Genomic DNA, 18496 nt, shown 5'->3' on the forward strand with positions numbered 1-18496 from the left:
TCATGGCACAGGCTGTTTCGCGTTTGCGTCACTTCAAGAACATCGAGTTCATCCTCGGCATCCTGCTCGCCGGCACGATGACGCTGGCGGTGCTTCTCTCGCCGCTTCTGTTCCCCGATGGTGGCGAGCAGATCAATCTTGCCGCCCGCCTGACCAAACCCTTCACCGACTGGGCGCACATTCTCGGCACTGATCCGCTGGGGCGCGATGTGCTTGCGCGTGTCATCTCCGGCGGCAAGATCTCGCTGCTCGTCGGCTTCACCTCGGTTGCCGGCGCGGTGGTCGTGGGCGTCGTGATGGGCCTGATTTCGGGCTATTATCGCGGCTTCTGGGATGTGCTGGTGATGCGCTTTGCCGATGTGCAGCTCGCACTGCCCTTCATCCTGCTCGCCATCACCTTCATCGCCATTGTGGGCGGCGGCATCACCAACACGATCATCCTGCTCATCGTGTCACAGTGGGTGCAGTATGCGCGCCTTGTGCGCGGCTCCGTCCTGTCGCTCAACGACCGCGAGTTCATCCATGCGGCCAAGGCCATCGGCGTGCCGGATTTCAAGATCCTGTTCCAGCACCTTCTGCCGAACCTGGCCGGCCCGGTCATCGTTCTGATGACGCTCAACGTCGCCACCAACATCCTTCTGGAGAGCTCGCTCACCTTCCTCGGTCTCGGCGTCGATCCGACCATCCCGAGCTGGGGCGGCATGCTGGCCGACGGGCGCACCTATATGCAGAACGCATGGTGGGTCAGCGTCTTCCCGGGACTTGCCATTCTTTTCACCGTGCTCGGCCTGAACCTGCTTGGCGACTGGCTGCGCGATCTCCTCGATCCAACAGGACGGACAGAAACATGACCGCGATCTTCGAAAAGACCTTTGACCGAACGCTCGACCGTCTGGTCGCCGACTATGCCAGTGAGGCATGGCGCGGCGCAGAGCTGGAGGCCTGGCTTTTCGAGGATGAGGCAGCGCGTCGCGCCGCCGGGAAGCGCTTTGCGGCAGCGGGCGTCAACGCACGGCTCTACAGCGCCTACAAGCCGCTGGTTCATTTCTTCACCGAGGAGGCGGAAGCCGGAGCAAGCCGCATCGCCATCACCTACCCGGTGAGCCCGGCTGCGCCCGGGCAGCGTTTCCTTCTGGAGGCCTATCCGCTTGCCGGCATGGTGGGCGCGGCGGAAATCGCCTTCACCCCGGCCGAGGCCGGCGGCGCGCTCGAATACAGCGTCGAGATCACGGCGGCGGATGGCGCTGTCTCGCGCCATGCGGTGTTCGCGCCCAACCGGCTTGCCGAAGATCACATTGGCAAAGAGCTTCTCTCGCCCTGCGGCTGGCTGCGTGTGCGCCATCCCGATGGCCGCAGCGTCGATGAGGCGCTGGAAACCGATTTCGAGCGTCTGTTCCACGAAACGGTTCAGGCCATCGATGCGCATCCCTGGGGTGACAGCGAGCCCTTCTTCGAGGCGCTGCACATTGCCGTGTCCATGCCCGGCGCAGACGCACGCCTCCCGGTTGGCGAGGAAGCGATCAGCCTGCATGAGGCGCTGCACGAGGATTTCTATTTCTCGCTGCTTGAACTCTTCCAGAAGAAGTCCGGCCGTCCGCTCGGTTCGCGCGGGCTTCAGCCCGGTCAGATCATTCCGGTGATCGCGGCAGGCGAGGGGCCGCTCACCGTCCGGGTCGAAACGCGCCCGCTCACCACCGAGCCTGCCGCATGGCCCGCACAGCCGCTGCACGAGGCAACGGGACCGTTTTCGGTCGCCGCCGTCAACGAGACGCTGGAGCGGATCGGTGGCGAGGCGTTTGCGGTCAACTCGCGCGCAGGCCGCGCGGTGGCAGGGCGCTATGTCAGCGGAAGCGATCATCCGATCATGCTGAGCGGCGGGCAGCACCCGAACGAGATTTCCGGCGTCGCCGGCGCACTGCGCGGCGCGACGATGCTCTCAGAGCGCACAGGCGCGCATTTCACCGTCTCGCCGCTGGAGAACCCGGATGGCTATGCGCTGCACTGGCATCTCTGCCAGAGCCAGCCGCATCACATGCATCACGCCGCCCGCTACACCGCGCTGGGCGACGATCTTGAATATCGCGAGGCCGAGCCGCTTTATGAAAAGGGCATCCGGCGTCTGTGCTTCGAGCGCACAAAGGCGGCCCTTCACATCAATCTGCACGGCTATCCCGCCCATGAGTGGACGCGGCCGCTGACCGGCTACATTCCGCGCGGTTTCGAGATGTGGACAGTGCCCAAGGGCTTCTTCCTGATCGTCCGCCACAAGGCGGGCTGGGGAGAGCGCACACGCCGGCTTCTGGAAAAGGTCACGACGGAACTGGCGAAAGTGCCGGGACTGGTCGAATTCAACGCGCGCCAGATCCGGCTTTACGAGATCCATGCGGGCACGCTGCAGTTCGAGGTTCTGAACGGCTTCCCGATCACGATCTCCGAAGACGATCGTCACGAGGCGCCGATGATGCTCATCACGGAATATCCCGACGAGACCATCTATGGCGATGCCTTCCGGCTCGCGCATGAAGCGCAGGCGCAGACGGTTGTCGCCGCCTACGACGCGCTTCAGGAAATCATGATGGAGACGGCGCTGGAGGTCTGAGAAATCAGGCCTTGTCGGCCTGCTTCTGCGCTTCGGCCGCCTGTTCGTGCCAGGCGTAGTCGATGGAGCCTTCCGCTGCCTTGTGGAAGTATTGCGAGCAGACCAGCCAGCCCTTGAGTGGGCGCAAAAGCGCCATGCAGCTCAGGATCGTCAGCGGCACGGTGGTGAAAATATGAACCCAGAGCGGCAGCTCGAACGCCATCTGGAACCAGACGCCGAAGGCAAGGGCCGGAACGGCGGCAATCGTCATCGCGAAGAAGGCCGGGCCGTCCGCCGGGTCGGCGAAGGAAAAGTCGAGACCGCAGACGTCACAGTTTTCAGCGATCTGCAGATAGCCCTTGAAGATATGCCCCTTCTGGCACTGCGGGCAGCGGCCGAGCGCGCCGGTCAGCATGGGATTGTCAGTCGGTGTGTATTCGGCGTTCTTCATCTCGGCCTCCATTGGGGCGCGCAGTGTCGGGCAAAGCAAATCGCTTGACCATGTGACAATTGCGCTTGCGACAATATTGCCTGAAATTCTCCAAAACGGCGATTTTTCAGAAAAATGACGGGCTTTTTCGGGAAAACCAGGCGCTTTTTCCGAAAAAGAAATGCTCCCAAAGCAGTGCCGTAATCGCGCAGTTCTGATCTTGCGAAAACAACCTGCCGCATCGTAGCCTTGCCCATGGAGGCGCGCAGGGCGGATCTTCTTCCGCCTGCCGGTGAGTGGGGCTGACGGCCATGGCGGAGACGTTCGACTACATCGTCGTCGGTGCGGGAACGGCAGGATGCCTGCTGGCCAACCGGCTTTCCGCCGATCCGAATGTCTCCGTTCTGCTTCTCGAAGCGGGCGGGCGGGACAATTACGCCTGGATCCACATTCCGGTCGGCTATCTCTACTGCATCTCCAATCCGCGCACTGACTGGTGTTTTGCGACCGAAAGCGAGCCGGGGCTCGGCGGGCGCTCGCTCGCCTATCCGCGCGGCAAGGTGCTGGGCGGCTGCTCGTCCATCAATGGCATGATCTACATGCGCGGTCAGGCGCGCGACTATGATCGCTGGCGGCAGATGGGCTGCACGGGATGGGCATGGGACGACGTGCTCCCATTCTTCAAGAAGCCCGAGGATTATTACCGGGGCGCCGACGAGATGCATGGCGCGGGCGGCGAATGGCGCGTGGAAGAGGCGCGGGTGCGGTGGGACATTCTCGACGCGTTTCAGGAAGCTGCCGAAGGGCTGGGCATTCCAAGGGTCGAAGACTTCAACCGGGGCGACAATGAGGGGTCGTCCTATTTCCGGGTGAACCAGCGCGGCGGCGTGCGCTGGAATGCGTCGAAAGCTTTTCTGAAACCGGTGCGCCACCGGAAGAATCTGCGCGTGGAAACGGGCGCGCATGTGCGCCGCCTGCTTCTGGAAGCCGGGCGTGTGACGGGCGTTGCCTATGACCAGAACGGCGCGGCGCGCGAGGCCGGATGCCGCCGCGAGACGGTGCTTGCGGCAGGCGCGATAGGCTCACCGCACATTCTGGAACTGTCGGGCATCGGGCGCGGCGATGTGCTTCAGGCGGCAGGCATTCCCGTTGAGTTCGAGCAGAATGGCGTGGGCGAAAATCTTCAGGACCATCTGCAATTGCGCTGCGCTTACAAAGTGTCGGGCATCCGCACGCTGAACGAGCAGGCGAGCAGCCTGACAGGCAAGGCGGCGATTGCGCTGGAATATTTCCTGAAACGTTCGGGGCCGATGTCGATGGCCCCCAGCCAGCTCGGCCTCTTCACTCGTTCGGATGAGGCGCGCGAGACGCCGAACCTGCAATATCACGTGCAGCCGCTCTCGCTCGACAGGTTCGGCGAGCCGGTTCATCCGTTTCCTGCCTTCACGGCGAGCGTGTGCAATCTGAGGCCGGACAGTCGCGGCTCGGTGCATCTGACGTCTGACGATTTCCGCCGGCAGCCGGCAATCCGGCCCAATTACCTCTCGACCGAGAGCGACCGGCAGGTGGCTGCCGATGCGATCCGGCTGACGCGCCGCATCGTCGCGCAGCCGGCCTTGCAGCGATACAGCCCCGAAGAGTTCAAGCCGGGCCCGCAGTACCAGAGCGAAGAAGAACTGGTGGAGGCGGCGGGGCAGGTTGGCTCGACAATCTTCCATCCCGTCGGCACCTGCCGCATGGGCGCGGATGAGGGGGCGGTGGTGGATCCGCGGCTTCGCATGCGCGGGCTTCGGGGGCTGCGCATCGCCGACGCCTCGGTCATGCCGGTGATCACATCGGGCAACACCAATTCACCGACGCTGATGATCGCGGAGAAGGCTGCTGCGATGATCCTTGAGGATGCGCGCTGACGTAAGGTGTTTCAGGCTTTTGCGCCTTGCGATTGCCGCCCTTATAAGGGATTCATGGTGTTGTCCGGTCGCCAGTGTCGGGCAAAGCCTCACGTCTGCGGCTGGCCGGGCCTGTAGCCTGCCAGCGGGACGTGGCAGAACGCGTTTCAACGCTTGACTCAATGAATAGTGATGATTATTGAAAATCATCAGGAATTAGATGATGAAGCCAGTTTCACGCACGCGCACAGATCCTGAAGAGACCCGCTCCCGCATTCTGGAGGTTGCGGAGAACTTCTTTCGCAGCATCGGTTATCAGAAGACCTCGGTCGCTGATATCGCGGCGGAACTGCGCATGAGCCCGGCCAATATCTACCGGTTCTTCCCCTCCAAGGGTGCGATCAATGAGTGCATCTGCGGGCGCATCGTGGAAGAGGTGGCCGATATCGCCTTTACCATCGCGCGGACTGACGCGCCTGCGCCGGAGAAGCTGACAAAGCTGCTGATCGCCATCCATGAGCACAACAAGGCGACCCTGATGAAGGAGCGCCGCACGCATGAGATGGTGGCAGCTGCGATGCATGAGAACTGGGCGATCATCAAGTCGCACATAGAACGCATGACGACCATCATTGAGGGGATCATTCGCGAAGGCGTCGCGGCTGGCGATTTCGACGTGGACGATCCTGCAGAAGCATCGCGCTGTGTCAAAACGGCGTTCATGACGTTTCTGCACCCGCAGATGATCGAACACTGCATCCTGCATGGCGAAGACAGTGAAGAGGGGCTGCGCGAGCAGCTTCGCTTTATTCTGAGAGGGCTGGGCAAGCGAAACTAGGGCGTTACCGGGAAACCGGAAGCCAGAGTCTGTTTCGTGCGCCTAAAGTGTGATGATTATTGAGAATCATCAGTTAACAACGTTTATAAGGTGAGGCTTTCATGCCCCTGGCGACGATGAAACGGACCGTTCTTTTGAGCGCAATGGCGCTGGCGCTTGTCGCCTGCCAGGATGAGGAAGTGGCCGAACGGCCAGACCCGGTGGTGCGCGTGGCGACGGTGCGCCTTGCGCCGCTTGCCGAGACCCGCACCTACACCGGAACCGTGATGCCGCGCACGGAAGTGGCCGAGGCGTTTCGCGTCGGCGGCAAGGTGGCGGCCCGGCTTGTGGATGTGGGCGACCGGGTGAAAGCAGGGCAGACGCTGGCGCAGCTCGACCCGGTGGATCTGAACCTGCAGCTCGAACAGCAGCGCGCCGCGCTGACAGCGGCGCAGGCGAGCCTCACCAAGGCGCAGTCCGATCTGGAGCGCGCCCGCACGCTGTTCAAGCGCGGGCATGTGACCGAGGCCGCGCTCGATGCGCAGTCGCTGGCCGTGGATGAGGCGCGCTCGCGCTTCGATCAGGCCGAACGCGCGGTTGCACTCGCCACCAACCAGATGGGCTATGCGGAACTGACGGCCTCTGCCGATGGCGTGGTGAGCGCCACGGGCGTTGAGGCCGGGCAGGTGGTTTCGCCCGGACAGATGGTGGTGAGCGTTGCAAGGCTCGATCAGAAGGAGGTCGAGGTTTCGATCCCGGAAAGCCGGCTTGCCGATCTGGAAGGCTCCACCGCCGAAGTGACCCTGTGGGCCGGCGACGGGCGCTATGCGGCGACGGTGCGCGAGATCGCGCCGGAGGCCAATGGCACGAGCCGAACCTATCCCGTGCGGTTTTCCGTGCCGGAGGCGGACGAGAATGTCCGGCTTGGCATGACCGCCACCGTTTCACTCACCAAAGGAGATCCGTCACCGGTTGCTCGCATACCGATGACGGCGGTTCTTGACGACGGCCGGGGCCCGGTCGTGTTCGTTGTCGATCCCCCCTCGCACGAACTCCAACGCCGGCCGGTCGTCGTCGAGGCCTACCAGACGGAGAATGCGATCATCGCCGGGGGGCTTGAAGACGGCGACAAGATCGTGACGCTTGGAGTGCAGAAGCTCCGCGACGGGGAGCGTGTCCGGCTCGCCGAAATCCAGTCCGCCAGCGCCGACTGACCGGGGGCTCAGATGCAACGCTTCAACCTTTCGCAGTGGGCCGTCACCCACCAGACGCTCGTATTGTTTCTGATCATCGTCCTGTCGCTTGGCGGGGCCTATTCCTACGCGCGGCTTGGCCGGGCGGAAGACCCGAGCTTCACCATCAAGGTGATGGTTGTGAACGCGGTCTGGCCGGGCGCCACCGCCGAGGAAGTGCAGCGGCAGGTCGCCGATCCCATCGAAAAGACGCTTCAGGAAGTGCCCTATTTCGACAAGGTGCGCACCTATTCCAAGCCCGGCTCCACCTTCATGCAGGTGCAGCTTCAGGACACCACGCCGCCGGGTGAGGTGGAGGAGCTCTGGTATCAGGTGCGCAAGCGGGTGGGCGACATTCGCGCGCAGCTGCCGCAGGGCGTTATCGGGCCGTTCTTCAACGACGAGTTCGGCGATGTGGACAGCGCGCTCTACATGCTGAGCGGCGAAGGCGCGACCATGCGCGACCTGAAGGACGCGGCGGAAGACATCCGCCAGCGGCTTCTGCGTGTTCCCGACGTGGAGAAGGTGCGCTTCTACGGCGCGCAGGATGAGCGCATCTTCGTTGAGTTCTCGCATTCAAAGCTTGCGACGCTGGGCATCGACCCGCAGGTGATCTTCAACTCCATCGCGGCGCAGAACGCGGTGACGCCGGCAGGCGAGATCGAAACGGCCTCTGACCGGGTGTTCCTGCGTGTTGAAGGCGCGCTCAAAGGCGTGGACGCGGTCGCGTCGGTGCCAATTGCGGCGAACGGAACCGTGTTCCGGCTGGGTGACATTGCGGATGTGCGGCGCGGCTATGAAGACCCGCCGGCCTTCCTTGCCCGCCATGACGGGCATCAGGCGCTGGCCATTGGTGTGGTCATGGCCGAGGGCGCGAACATTCTGAAGCTTGGCGAAAACCTCGATGCGGCCATGAGCGAAATCAGGGCCGACATGCCGGTGGGGCTGGAACTGGAGATGATCGCCAACCAGCCCGAAGTGGTGCAGGATTCGGTCGGCGAGTTCATCAAGGTGTTTCTGGAAGCGCTGGCCGTGGTGCTGGCGGTGAGCTTCCTGTCGCTCGGCTGGCGCACGGGCATCGTTGTGGCGCTGGCCGTGCCGCTGGTTCTGGCCATCGTGATGATCGCGCTCGACATGCTGGGCATGAGCCTTGAACGCATCACGCTTGGCGCGCTCATCATCGCGCTTGGCCTGATGGTGGACGATGCGATCATCGCCGTCGAGATGATGGTGGTGAAGATGGAGCAGGGCTATGACCGGCTGAAGGCGGCGACCTTCGCCTGGACGTCGACGGCCTTTCCCATGCTCACCGGAACGCTGGTGACGGCGGCGGGCTTTCTGCCTGTCGGGTTCGCCAAGTCGACGGCGGGCGAATATGCCGGCGGTATCTTCTGGGTGGTGACCATTGCGCTGGTGGCGTCGTGGTTCGTGGCGGTGATCTTCACGCCCTATATCGGCGTCAAGCTGTTGCCGGACTTCCACAAGCATGGTGGTGCGGTGGCCGAGGGCGGGCAGCATCACGACATCTATGACACGCGCCTCTACAATGCTTTGCGCCGGGTGGTGAACTGGTGCGTCTCCTGGCGCTGGGTGGTGATCGCCTCGGTGATCGGCCTGTTTGCGGCTTCCATCTGGACATTCGGTTTCGTGCAGCAGCAGTTCTTCCCGACCTCGCCGCGACCGGAGCTGATGGTGGAAATCCGCCTGCCGGAAGGCGCGCCGATCAAGGCGACGGAGGCTTCCGCCCGCACCATGGAAGCGGTGGTCGCGGCGGATGAGGAGGTTCTGACCTACGCCACCTATGTGGGCGCTGGCGCGCCGCGCTGGTTCCTCGCTTCCAATCCGGAGCTGCCGAAGCCGAATTTCGCAACCATCGAAATGTACACGAAGGACGCGGAAGCCCGCGACCGGGTGAAAGCGCGGTTGCAGGACTACATCGCAGACGGCGGTCTGCCGGAGGCGCGGGTGCGTGTGACCGAACTCGTGTTCGGCCCGCCGGTGGGCTTCCCCGTGCAGTTCCGCGTGGTTGGCCCCGATCCGCTGGAAGTGCGTCGCATCGCTTATGATGTGCGCGATGTGATGGCGCAGAACCCGAATGCGCTCGACCCCAATCTGGACTGGAACGAGCAGGCGAAGTCGATCCGGCTGGAAGTGGATCAGGACCGGGCGCGGGCGCTTGGCCTGACCCCGCAGGACATTGGCCGCACGCTGCAGACACTGCTTTCCGGCTACACGGTGACGGCGGTGCGCGACGGCATCGAGACCGTCAATGTCGTGGCGCGCGCGGTGGAAAGCGAACGGCTCGACGTGGCGCATCTGGGCGATCTGACGATTGCCACGCGCGGCGGCCAGCCGGTGCCGCTCTCGCAGGTGGCGAAGGTGGTCTATGGCCATGAGGAGCCGATCCTGTGGCGGCAGAACCGCGACATGATGATCACCGTGCGGGCCGATGTGCCGGCGGGCGTGCAGGCGCCGGATGTGTCGTCGCAGATCTGGCCGACGCTGCAGCCGCTGATCGAGGATCTGCCGGTCGGCTATCGCATCGAGCTTGGCGGGGCCATCGAGGAAAGCGCCAAGGCGAATGCGGCGCTGTTCGACGTGTTTCCGATCATGTTGCTGGCGATGCTGACGATCCTGATGATCCAGCTGCAGAGCTTCTCGCGCCTTGCACTGGTCTTCGCGACAGCGCCGCTCGGCCTGATCGGGGCGACGCTGGGGCTTTTGATCTTCAACCAGCCCTTTGGCTTCGTGGCACTGCTCGGCCTGATCGCGCTGGCCGGCATGATCATGCGCAACACGGTGATCCTGGTCGACCAGATCGGAGCGGACCTTGAAGCCGGCCATGCGGAATGGGACGCCATTATCGAGGCCACCGTGCGGCGTACGCGGCCCGTGGTTCTGACGGCGGCGGCCGCCATCTTCGCCATGGTGCCGCTCTCGACCAATGTGTTCTGGGGGCCGATGGCCTTCGCCATCATGGGCGGCCTGACGGTGGCGACCGTGCTGACCATTCTGTTCGTGCCGGCGCTCTATGCCGCCTTCTACCGCGTGAAGCGGCCGGAGGCGGGCGCACCTGCAAAAACGGATGCGGCCATGCAGGACAACGAACAGCTCGCGCTGCCACAGGCGGCCGAGTGAGCAGAGGCGGCGGGATTCAATTGCTCGCGTCCCGCCGCTTCTCCTGACCCCTTTTCGGGCGGGGTTCCGCCGCCCGCTTTTCCACAGCTTCATCGACCGATTGCCGATCCTGCTGCGCGCATGGCCTGAAAAGGCTTTGTGCCGCTGGGGCATGTCTGTGCGGGGCAATCTGGAAACGCTCTAAAAGATGAGTGTTGACATCATCTTTTAACGGGAGGTAAGTCGCCCGTATTTCAAGCATTTAATTTTATTGAGAATTCATAATGATTTATAGCTTTTTCGATGCGGTTCCGCGCAGCCCGGCGCGTGCCGGTTTGCGCGGCGCCGTTTCTTCTTCCGGTCGGCTTGCACTGGCTTTTCTGGGCTGTGTCGCCCTGCCGGTGGAGGGCGCGCTGGCACAGGCGGAAAACCAGAAGGTCACGCTTCTTGACACGCTGGTCGTGACGGCGACCGGCTTCGAGCAGAGCGTGGTGGATGCGCCGGCGAGCATAACCGTGGTGCCGCGCGAGGCGCTGGAAAAGGGTGTTTACCGCGACCTGACCGACGCGCTTCGCCATGTGCAGGGCGTGGCGGTGACGGGGTCGCCGGGGCGGGAAGACATTTCCATCCGCGGTCTGCCGGGCGCATACACGCTGATCCTGGTGGATGGAAAGCGGCAGAACACGCGCGAGTCGCGCTCCAATGGCAATTCCGGTTTCGAGCAGAGCTTCCTGCCGCCGGTGTCCGCCATCGAGCGGATCGAGGTGGTGCGTGGCCCGATGTCGGCGCTCTACGGTTCCGATGCGATGGGCGGTGTCATCAATGTCATCACGCGCAAGGTGGCCGATAAATGGACCGGGACGGTCTCGGTCGACGGAACGCTGCAGCAGCATACCGACCATGGCGATGCAGGCAATGCGTCGTTCTACGCCAGCGGGCCGGTGGTGCGCGACATGCTGGGCCTGCAGGTCTGGGGGCGCGGTCTCCTGCGCGGCGAAGACCGGAACAAGGGCGGCTTGCCGGAAAAGAAGGATCTCGATCTCACCGGCCGGCTGACCTTCACCCCGAACGAGGATCATGAGCTGGTTCTGGATGCGGGCAGGACGCGGCTGTTGCGCACGCACACCGAGGACAGAACCAGCACGCGCCGGGACAATTACGACCGGCTGGACCGCAGGCACTGGTCGCTGAGCCATACGGGGCGCTGGGACTGGACGACATCGGAGGTTTCCCTCTCGCAGGAATGGGCCGAGCGCACCCGCTTCATGCGCGATAAGGAGACCGGACAATATGCGGAAGATCCGCGTTCGCCGCTGGTCCGCAACACGGTTTTCGACGTGAAGACGACCACGCCGCTCGATTTTTACGGGGCGCATACGCTGGTGCTGGGCGGGCAGTATCTGGATGCGCTGCTGACCGATCAGAACCCCGGCCGTCGCACGGGGCGCGATGAGAAATTCGGCGTTTCGCAATGGGCGCTGTTTGCCGAGGACGAGTGGTGGATCACGCCGGATTTCGCGCTGACTGGCGGCATCCGCATGGACAATCACGAGATCTATGGCACGCAGTTCAGCCCGCGCGCCTATGCGGTGTGGCATGCGACGCCGCAGCTAACGCTGAAGGGCGGTGTCTCGACGGGGTTCAAGGCTCCGGTCATTCGCGCGATTGCGCCGGGCTACGCCTATGTGACGGGCGGGCGCGGTTGCAGCTATGGACCGGACGGCACCTGTGGCGTGATCATCGGCAATCCGGACCTTGAAGCCGAGAAGAGCACCAGCATCGAGATCGGCGGTCTCTGGGACAGTCTCGGTGGCGTGCGGCTGGGCGCGACCTATTTCCGCAACGACTTCAAGGACAAGATCAGCAATGCGATGATCTACAAGCCAGACGGGTCGCATGCCCGCTGGGACGAGGACCCGAATTACCGCCTCTGGCGCTTCTTCAACATCGACCGGGCCATCACGCAGGGCGTGGAGCTGACGGGCGAATGGGATGTGCGTGACGATCTGATCCTGCGGGGCAGCTACACCTACACGCATTCGAAGCAGAAGACCGGCGATTATGCAGGCTTTCCGCTGATGCGCACGCCGCAGCATATGGCCAGCCTGCGGGCGGACTGGACCACGCCGGTCGAGGGGCTGAGCGCGTGGGGCGAGGTCAGCTATCACGGGTCGGAGGTGAATGCGGGCCTGCGTATCGGCTCCAAAGGCAAGCCGATCCTGTCGAGCGACGGTTCGAAAGTTCTGGCGCGAAAATACGATGCCTACACCACGGTCGATTTCGGAGCGAACTATGCGCTGAACGATAATGTGACCCTGAAGGCGGCGGTTTACAATGTGTTCGACAAGCGCATTGACGTGGGCGACATCAACACGGTTGTCGAAGGACGCCGTGTGTGGGTGGGCATGACCTCCACTTTCTGAGCCTCATGACCTTCTCGCTGACATCCAACGCTCCCGCCATCACCGGTTCGGTGGCGGGAGGGGCAAACCGTCATCTGCGGACATTCAGGGTTCGAATGCCGTCACACGTTCCAGGCGATCTGCGGCTTCTCACGCCATGCGAAGCGGGCCAGATGATCGTCGATCACGTGCTGGGCGCGGGCGAGTTCCTCGTCCGTTTTGGCAGCGCACTCGATCGTCAGCGAGGTTTCGTCGGCTCGCATGAGGCAGTCGCCGAAGGGGAAATCAACCTTGCCCTGCGAGGCGTCGTAATCGACCGAAACCTTGTGCGCGAAATGCTTGCAGAGCTGCTGCAGATATTTCGAGGCATGCTCGGTGGCGATGACGGCTTTGGATTGCAGCATGGGAAATCTCCAGGAAAACGGCGGTTGAAACTGAGTGTTGGAATGTCCGCACAGAAAAGTTGATTGTAGGAATCATATTTGCTAACCGAAATCCAGACAAGGGCGTTGCCGACCGCGCAAAACGGAAACCGGCAGGTGGCGTCCACCCGTCATCCCTGACATTTGGAGCATGTCGATGATCACAAGAACGAACCCCCTGACCGCGCGCTTTCTGGCTTCGGCCATCGCGCTTGCGGCGTTCCTGCCGGGCTATGCCAATGCCGACGAAATCACCGTCAAACATGCGCAGGGCGAAACGGTTCTGCCGGACACGCCCAAGACGGTTCTGACCTTCGATTTCGCCACGCTCGACACGCTCGACACGCTGGGCGTCGACGTGGCCGGCGTGCCCAACGCGCTGCTTCCCGACTATCTGTCCAAATACAAGAGCGACGATTACGCCAAGGTCGGCTCGCTGTTCGAGCCGGACTTCGAGGTGGTGAATGCCGCCAGGCCCGACCTGATCATCGTCGCGGGCCGCTCGGCCAAGCAGTATGAGGCGCTTTCCAAGATTGCGCCGACCATCGACCTGACGGTCGCACAGGATGACTTCCTCAACAGCGCGGAAGACAATGCGCGCAAGCTGGGCGTGATCTTCGACCGTGAAGAGAAGGCCGAGGAACTGATCGAGAAGCTCAACACCTCCGTTGCAGCGCTGCGCGAGACGGCGAAGGATGCCGGCAAAGGCCTGATCATCCTCACCAATGGCGGCAAGGTTTCGGCCTATGGTCCGGGCTCGCGCTTCGGCTGGCTGCATGACGATCTCGGCGTGATCCCTGCTGTCGAGAATGTGCAGGAGGCGACCCATGGCGAGGCGGTTTCGTTCGAATTTCTCCTGAAGACAAATCCGGACTGGCTGTTCGTGGTGGACCGGGATTCGGCCATCGGCAGCGAAGGCCAGTCGGCAAAGCAGACGCTGGACAATGAACTCGTCGCAGCGACCACGGCCGCGAAGGAAGGCAATATCTACTATGCCGATTCCGTGCGCTGGTATCTGGTCGGCGGCGGCATGACTGCCCTCCAGGCAGAAGTCGACGCGCTCTCCAAGGCGCTCACACCAGTCGACTGACAAGGCTATGCAAGCTGCCGCCAGCATGCCCCAACGTATCTACCCCGCCGCCGGCCTCGTTCTGGCGGTGGGCGTGGTGATCGTTCTCGCTGCAATCAGCCTTTTCATCGGCGTGGCCGACATGCCGCTCGGTGATCTTTTGAGCGGTGACGGCAACGCACAGGCCATTCAGCTTCTGCTCGTCAGCCGTATTCCGCGCACCCTGGCGCTGGTGCTTTCGGGCATGGCGATGGGCGTTGCGGCGCTGATCATGCAGATGCTGTTTCGCAACCGTTTCGTTGAACCGACGACGACCGGCACGGTCGAGGCTGCGAGCCTTGGTCTTCTGGCGGTGGCGCTGTTCGCGCCCGGCCTGCCGATGCTTTCCAAGATGGCGGTGGCCTCGGTTTTCGCGCTGACCGCAACCTTCCTGTTCCTGCGGCTTGTGTCGAAGATCCCGGCAAGCTCCAGCCTCGTCGTGCCGCTTCTGGGGCTGATGTTCGGCGGCGTCATCAACGCCATGACCACCTTCGTCGCCTATCGCTATGATCTTCTGCAATCGCTTTCCGCCTGGACGAATGGCGACTTTTCAAGCGTCCTGCGGGGGCGCTACGAACTGTTGTGGATCGCGGGCGGGCTGGCGCTGCTTGCCTATGTGGCGGCGGACCGGTTCACGGTCGCCGGGCTTGGCGAAAGTTTTACGCGCAATCTCGGTCTGAACTACGGGCGCATCCTCGCCTTCGGCCTCGTCATCGTTTCCATGGTTTCGGCGACGGCAGTGGTGACCGCGGGTACGGTGCCGTTTCTGGGGCTGATCGTCGCCAATGTGGTGAGCATGACGGTGGGCGACAATCTGCGCCGTGCGCTGCCCTGGGTGGCGGTGTCGGGCGCGGGCTTCCTGCTTGCCTGCGACATTGTCGGCCGTACGCTGCGGTTTCCCTATGAGATCCCGGTGGGAACGGTGGCGGGTGTGCTCGGTTCGGGCATTTTCCTTTATCTCCTTTTGCGGCGGCGGGCGCGTTTTGGCTAAAAATCCGACATGGCGACGGCCCCGCGTGGCGCTTGTCGTTCTGGCGTTTGGCGCCATTGCGGCGGCACTGGCCTTCATGACCATTGGCGTGAAGGGCAACTGGGATTTCGTGCTGCCGTTTCGCAGCGCCAAGCTGCTCGGCCTCGTGCTGGTGGCCTATGCGGTGGCGACGGCGACGGTGCTGTTTCAGACGGTGACGCAGAACCGCATTCTGACGCCCGCGGTGATGGGCTTCGATTCCCTCTATGTGGCCCTGCAGACGGCGCTGGTGTTCTTTCTGGGCACGCGCGATCTCGCCAGCGTGGACATGCGGCTGCGTTTCGTTCTGGAGACGCTGCTCATGGTGGGCATGTCCATGGCGCTCTTCTACTGGCTGTTTCTCAGCCGCCAGCGCAGCCTGCATCTGGTGGTGCTGGCGGGCGTGGTGTGCGGTGTCTTCTTCCGCAGCCTGGCGCACATGATGCAGCGCATTCTCGACCCCAACGAATTCATCGCGCTTCAGGACATGCTGTTCGCCAGCTTCAACAGCATCGACCAGCAATTGCTGGCGGTGTCGGCGGTGATTGTTCTGGCGACCGCCTTTGTGAGCCGGCGGCTCCTGACGAAGCTCGACGTGCTGGCGCTTGGCCGCGACGTGGCGATCAATCTGGGCATTGATTATCAGCGTGTGGTGCTGCTGCTGTTCGCCATGATCGCGGTTTTGGTTTCGGTCTCGACGGCGCTTGTTGGCCCGATCACCTTCTTCGGTCTGCTGGTCGCCAATCTCGCCTATCAGGCCGTGGGCACGGACCGGCACAAATACACGCTGCCGGCGGCGACGCTGCTTGCCATCATTGCGCTCGTGGGCGGGCAGACCGTGCTGGAGCGCGTGTTCGGTTTCGACACGGCGCTCAGCATCATCATCGAATTCACCGGCGGCATTGCCTTCATGCTGCTGCTTTATCGGAACCTCAGGCGATGATCGACATCCACAATCTCACCAAGACCTATGACGATGCGACGGTGGTTGACGATGTCAGCCTGTCGCTTCCCGAGAGCGGCATCACCGCGATTGTCGGCCCGAACGGGGCGGGCAAGTCGACTCTTCTTTCCATGATTGCGCGCCTGACCGCGCCGACTTCGGGGCGGGTTCTGGTGGATGGTCTGGATGTGCAGGAAACGCCGGGCGCGGTGCTGGCCAAGCGGCTGGCGATCCTGAAGCAGAACAACCAGGTGGGCATGCGCCTGACGGTGAGCGAACTGGTGGCGTTTGGCCGGTTTCCGCATTCGGGCGGGCGGCCGACCGTGGAAGACGAGCGCCATATCGGCGAGGCGATTTCCTATCTGGGGCTCGACGCTCTGCGCGGGCGGTTTCTGGACGAACTTTCTGGCGGTCAGCGCCAGCGCGCCTTCGTGGCAATGGTTCTGGCGCAGGACACCAAATATGTGCTGCTGGACGAGCCGCTCAACAGCCTCGACATGAAACACGCGGCGGCGATGATGAAGCTGTTACGGCGCACGGCGGACGACCTGAAGAAGTCGATTACCGTGGTGATCCACGACATCAACTTCGCCTCGATCTATGCCGATCACGTGGTGGCGATGCGCGACGGACGCGTGGTGCTGCAGGGCGAGGCCGGTGACCTGATGCAGGAAGCGGTGCTTGAGGACATCTATGACACCGTCGTGCAGGTGCGCGAGGTGGAGGGGCATCTTCTGGGGCTGCATTATCTGTAGAGCCCGGCATCTGCAGAGCCTGCGGAGTGGAGAAACCGTTCAATTGCGGAATTTATTCTCAACTAACCGTCAAGGTTTGTGATAAACACTGGTGCAAAACAAACTTGTGAGGGGGCACAAGGCTTTTGGCGCACCAGAGGCAATCAAAACGCGTGGCTCGCGTTTTTTGCGATCAGGCGAGGGTCGCAAAAAGGGCTTTTTTCTTAGCGTTTATAAGTACTTCGCTTTCAGTTTCGGCCGTATCGGCCAATCCGAATTCCATTGATTTTGCGATGCAGTATCTGGCGGACCTGCGTGATTCGCCGGAATGCGCAGTTACGGTGGACGGGGAAGGGCGCTTCGACTTCGGGCCGGAGATAAGCAATCCGTCCATGAGCTGTCCGGATGCTTTCGCCTGGAAGATTTTCACCGAGGCGGTGCGTGGCGAATTCTGGTCGCGCTGGACGACCGATGTGCAGATGTGGCCGACCGCGCCATGGCCGGTGTGCGAGCCCGGCCAGACGGAAAACTGCTGCAGCACGGTCGAAGTTTCCAACAATCCCGATCCCGAACACTGCCCCGTGCGCCCCGACCCGGCGCTGGGCATGCCGGCACACACACCGCATGAGCCGAGCAAGGCGCATCAGGTGTCGATGGAGGATGCGGCCAAGACCGACCGGGATGGTGACGGCAGCATCGACTGGGATGACGTGCCGCCGGAGCTCAAGACCGCAGTGATCGGCGCGGAGCAGGTGGAGCTGGTTTATCACAACCGGCCTATGACCGATTACATCTTCGCAAACGGGCTCTATCACACGGACGGGCTTGGCCGGGTGTTTCAGACACGTGCGGGCGTCATGGAGCACTATGCGCCATACAATGGCGTGGCCGGCACGGGACCGCTCAGCCAGATCGACCTGCCGATCCGCTCGCTCATGCTCAAGGCGAACCTGCTCGATATCCGCAAGGCGAAAGAGCTGGGCATCGATCTTGAAAAGAACGCCGACTACATCACGCTCGATTTGCCGAAGGGCGGCAACACGCCGGAGACCGGCACTTATATCCTTCTGTCGTTTCACATCTCCTCGAAGGATCTGCCCAACTGGTTCTGGACCACGTTCGAGCATGTGGACAATCAGGGCCGCTGCGACTGGATCGGCTGCAATGACAGTTTCGGTTATGTGGCGCGGGTGAGCGAGGGGCCGACCGCGCGGGATGATCTGCCCGAACCGGCAGACAATTACGTGTCGCCGAACCAGCTGGAAATGGCGGACGGCGCCGTGGTCGCATTCGATCTTGCCCGGACCTATGACGCCGACAGCGAGATGCGCGACGGGCTGGCGGCGGTGTTCAGGACGCTGGGCATCGGAACCGGAGCCGCCAATGAGAGCGGCACGCCGAGGCCCGCCGATCCGGCCTGGCGCAACTATCGCCTCAAGGGCAGCCAGACGAATTTCGTGACGCCCACGGGCCGGCCGACGCAGCTCGGCAATTCGGTGACGGAAGCCGGCTTCACCAATTCCAGCTCCTGCATCAGCTGCCATGCGCGCGCATCGGTGACCGAGAAGGGGTTACCGAACTTATCGATCTTCGTGAGCGATCTGAGTGACGCCGGCCTGCCCAAAAGCACCAATGGCGTGCCGGCGCCGAGCTGGTTCACCACCAGCGCCTATTACGGTGTCGGCGACCAGGTTCTGGCGCCGGGACTGGTGGCGGTTCAGACGGATTTCGTCTGGGGATTCCGCAATGCCTGCCCGATCGAGGTGGGCGCACAGGGCCCGCACCGCTGCGCAAAGAAAGACTGAAAGCGGCGCG

General features: G+C 62.9%; 14 protein-coding genes. 12 read left to right on the top strand and 2 right to left on the bottom strand.

The window, feature by feature from the left end:
* Nucleotides 1–2 precede the first annotated feature (2 nt).
* On the top strand, nt 3–851 hold the full coding sequence (locus DEJ54_RS08030; protein WP_113154109.1) for an ABC transporter permease: 849 nt from the start codon (nt 3–5) through the stop codon (nt 849–851).
* Complete coding sequence (locus tag DEJ54_RS08035) at nt 848–2599, top strand: peptidase M14 (protein WP_113154110.1); 1752 nt, start codon at nt 848–850, stop codon at nt 2597–2599. The genes DEJ54_RS08030 and DEJ54_RS08035 overlap by 4 nt, the downstream gene beginning before the upstream one ends.
* 4 nt (nt 2600–2603) lie before the next feature.
* Here the strand turns inward: DEJ54_RS08035 and DEJ54_RS08040 are convergent, their stop codons facing one another.
* Complete coding sequence (locus tag DEJ54_RS08040; protein ID WP_113156158.1) at nt 2604–3029, bottom strand: DUF983 domain-containing protein; 426 nt, start codon at nt 3027–3029, stop codon at nt 2604–2606.
* 290 nt (nt 3030–3319) lie between these two features.
* Here DEJ54_RS08040 and DEJ54_RS08045 point away from each other — a divergent pair, with 290 nt between their 5' ends.
* From DEJ54_RS08045 to DEJ54_RS08065, 5 genes are all read left to right on the top strand, one after another.
* Nucleotides 3320–4918, top strand: coding sequence for a GMC family oxidoreductase (locus DEJ54_RS08045; RefSeq protein ID WP_113156159.1), 1599 nt, complete (start codon nt 3320–3322; stop codon nt 4916–4918).
* Nucleotides 4919–5120: 202 nt separating this feature from the next.
* Nucleotides 5121–5735, top strand: a complete 615-nt coding sequence (locus DEJ54_RS08050) for a TetR family transcriptional regulator (protein WP_371685966.1) — start codon at nt 5121–5123, stop codon at nt 5733–5735.
* A gap of 101 nt (nt 5736–5836) precedes the next feature.
* The gene (locus DEJ54_RS08055; RefSeq protein ID WP_113154112.1) at nt 5837–6928 is read left to right on the top strand and encodes an efflux RND transporter periplasmic adaptor subunit; all 1092 of its coding nucleotides are present in this window, start codon (nt 5837–5839) and stop codon (nt 6926–6928) included.
* Nucleotides 6929–6940: 12 nt separating this feature from the next.
* Entirely contained in the window at nt 6941–10084 is a 3144-nt protein-coding gene (locus tag DEJ54_RS08060; protein WP_224873369.1) for an efflux RND transporter permease subunit, read from the top strand.
* 263 nt (nt 10085–10347) lie between these two features.
* Entirely contained in the window at nt 10348–12486 is a 2139-nt protein-coding gene (locus tag DEJ54_RS08065; protein WP_113154113.1) for a TonB-dependent receptor domain-containing protein, read from the top strand.
* Nucleotides 12487–12587: 101 nt separating this feature from the next.
* Here the strand turns inward: DEJ54_RS08065 and DEJ54_RS08070 are convergent, their stop codons facing one another.
* Nucleotides 12588–12869, bottom strand: a complete 282-nt coding sequence (locus DEJ54_RS08070) for a DUF2218 domain-containing protein (RefSeq protein ID WP_113154114.1) — start codon at nt 12867–12869, stop codon at nt 12588–12590.
* Between the two features lie 175 nt (nt 12870–13044).
* Here DEJ54_RS08070 and DEJ54_RS08075 point away from each other — a divergent pair, with 175 nt between their 5' ends.
* The 5 genes from DEJ54_RS08075 (at nt 13045) to DEJ54_RS08095 (ending at nt 18486) form a co-directional block, all read left to right on the top strand.
* Nucleotides 13045–13977: a siderophore ABC transporter substrate-binding protein gene (locus DEJ54_RS08075; protein WP_113154115.1), complete on the top strand. Its 933-nt coding sequence runs from the start codon at nt 13045–13047 to the stop codon at nt 13975–13977.
* Between the two features lie 25 nt (nt 13978–14002).
* The gene (locus tag DEJ54_RS08080; RefSeq protein ID WP_245447746.1) at nt 14003–14986 is read left to right on the top strand and encodes an ABC transporter permease; all 984 of its coding nucleotides are present in this window, start codon (nt 14003–14005) and stop codon (nt 14984–14986) included.
* Between the two features lie 25 nt (nt 14987–15011).
* Entirely contained in the window at nt 15012–15947 is a 936-nt protein-coding gene (locus tag DEJ54_RS08085; RefSeq protein WP_328849940.1) for an iron chelate uptake ABC transporter family permease subunit, read from the top strand.
* Entirely contained in the window at nt 15944–16702 is a 759-nt protein-coding gene (locus DEJ54_RS08090) for an ABC transporter ATP-binding protein (RefSeq protein WP_113154118.1), read from the top strand. The genes DEJ54_RS08085 and DEJ54_RS08090 overlap by 4 nt, the downstream gene beginning before the upstream one ends.
* Before the next feature lie 272 nt (nt 16703–16974).
* A complete protein-coding gene (locus tag DEJ54_RS08095; RefSeq protein ID WP_113154119.1) occupies nt 16975–18486 on the top strand; it encodes a hypothetical protein in 1512 nt (503 codons plus the stop codon).
* Nucleotides 18487–18496 lie beyond the last annotated feature (10 nt).

This window comes from Nitratireductor sp. OM-1 (assembly GCF_003296175.1).
Taxonomy (GTDB): Bacteria; Pseudomonadota; Alphaproteobacteria; order Rhizobiales; family Rhizobiaceae; genus Nitratireductor; species Nitratireductor aquimarinus.

What these genes read in the sequence shown, in the direction of transcription:
- DEJ54_RS08030 (WP_113154109.1), top strand. Translation starts at nt 3, where the DNA reads ATGGCACAGGCTGTTTCGCGTTTGCGTCACTTCAAGAACATCGAGTTC.
- DEJ54_RS08035 (WP_113154110.1), top strand. Translation starts at nt 848, where the DNA reads ATGACCGCGATCTTCGAAAAGACCTTTGACCGAACGCTCGACCGTCTG.
- DEJ54_RS08040 (WP_113156158.1), bottom strand. Translation starts at nt 3,029, where the DNA reads ATGAAGAACGCCGAATACACACCGACTGACAATCCCATGCTGACCGGC.
- DEJ54_RS08045 (WP_113156159.1), top strand. Translation starts at nt 3,320, where the DNA reads ATGGCGGAGACGTTCGACTACATCGTCGTCGGTGCGGGAACGGCAGGA.
- DEJ54_RS08050 (WP_371685966.1), top strand. Translation starts at nt 5,121, where the DNA reads ATGAAGCCAGTTTCACGCACGCGCACAGATCCTGAAGAGACCCGCTCC.
- DEJ54_RS08055 (WP_113154112.1), top strand. Translation starts at nt 5,837, where the DNA reads ATGCCCCTGGCGACGATGAAACGGACCGTTCTTTTGAGCGCAATGGCG.
- DEJ54_RS08060 (WP_224873369.1), top strand. Translation starts at nt 6,941, where the DNA reads ATGCAACGCTTCAACCTTTCGCAGTGGGCCGTCACCCACCAGACGCTC.
- DEJ54_RS08065 (WP_113154113.1), top strand. Translation starts at nt 10,348, where the DNA reads ATGATTTATAGCTTTTTCGATGCGGTTCCGCGCAGCCCGGCGCGTGCC.
- DEJ54_RS08070 (WP_113154114.1), bottom strand. Translation starts at nt 12,869, where the DNA reads ATGCTGCAATCCAAAGCCGTCATCGCCACCGAGCATGCCTCGAAATAT.
- DEJ54_RS08075 (WP_113154115.1), top strand. Translation starts at nt 13,045, where the DNA reads ATGATCACAAGAACGAACCCCCTGACCGCGCGCTTTCTGGCTTCGGCC.
- DEJ54_RS08080 (WP_245447746.1), top strand. Translation starts at nt 14,003, where the DNA reads ATGCCCCAACGTATCTACCCCGCCGCCGGCCTCGTTCTGGCGGTGGGC.
- DEJ54_RS08090 (WP_113154118.1), top strand. Translation starts at nt 15,944, where the DNA reads ATGATCGACATCCACAATCTCACCAAGACCTATGACGATGCGACGGTG.
- DEJ54_RS08095 (WP_113154119.1), top strand. Translation starts at nt 16,975, where the DNA reads ATGCAGTATCTGGCGGACCTGCGTGATTCGCCGGAATGCGCAGTTACG.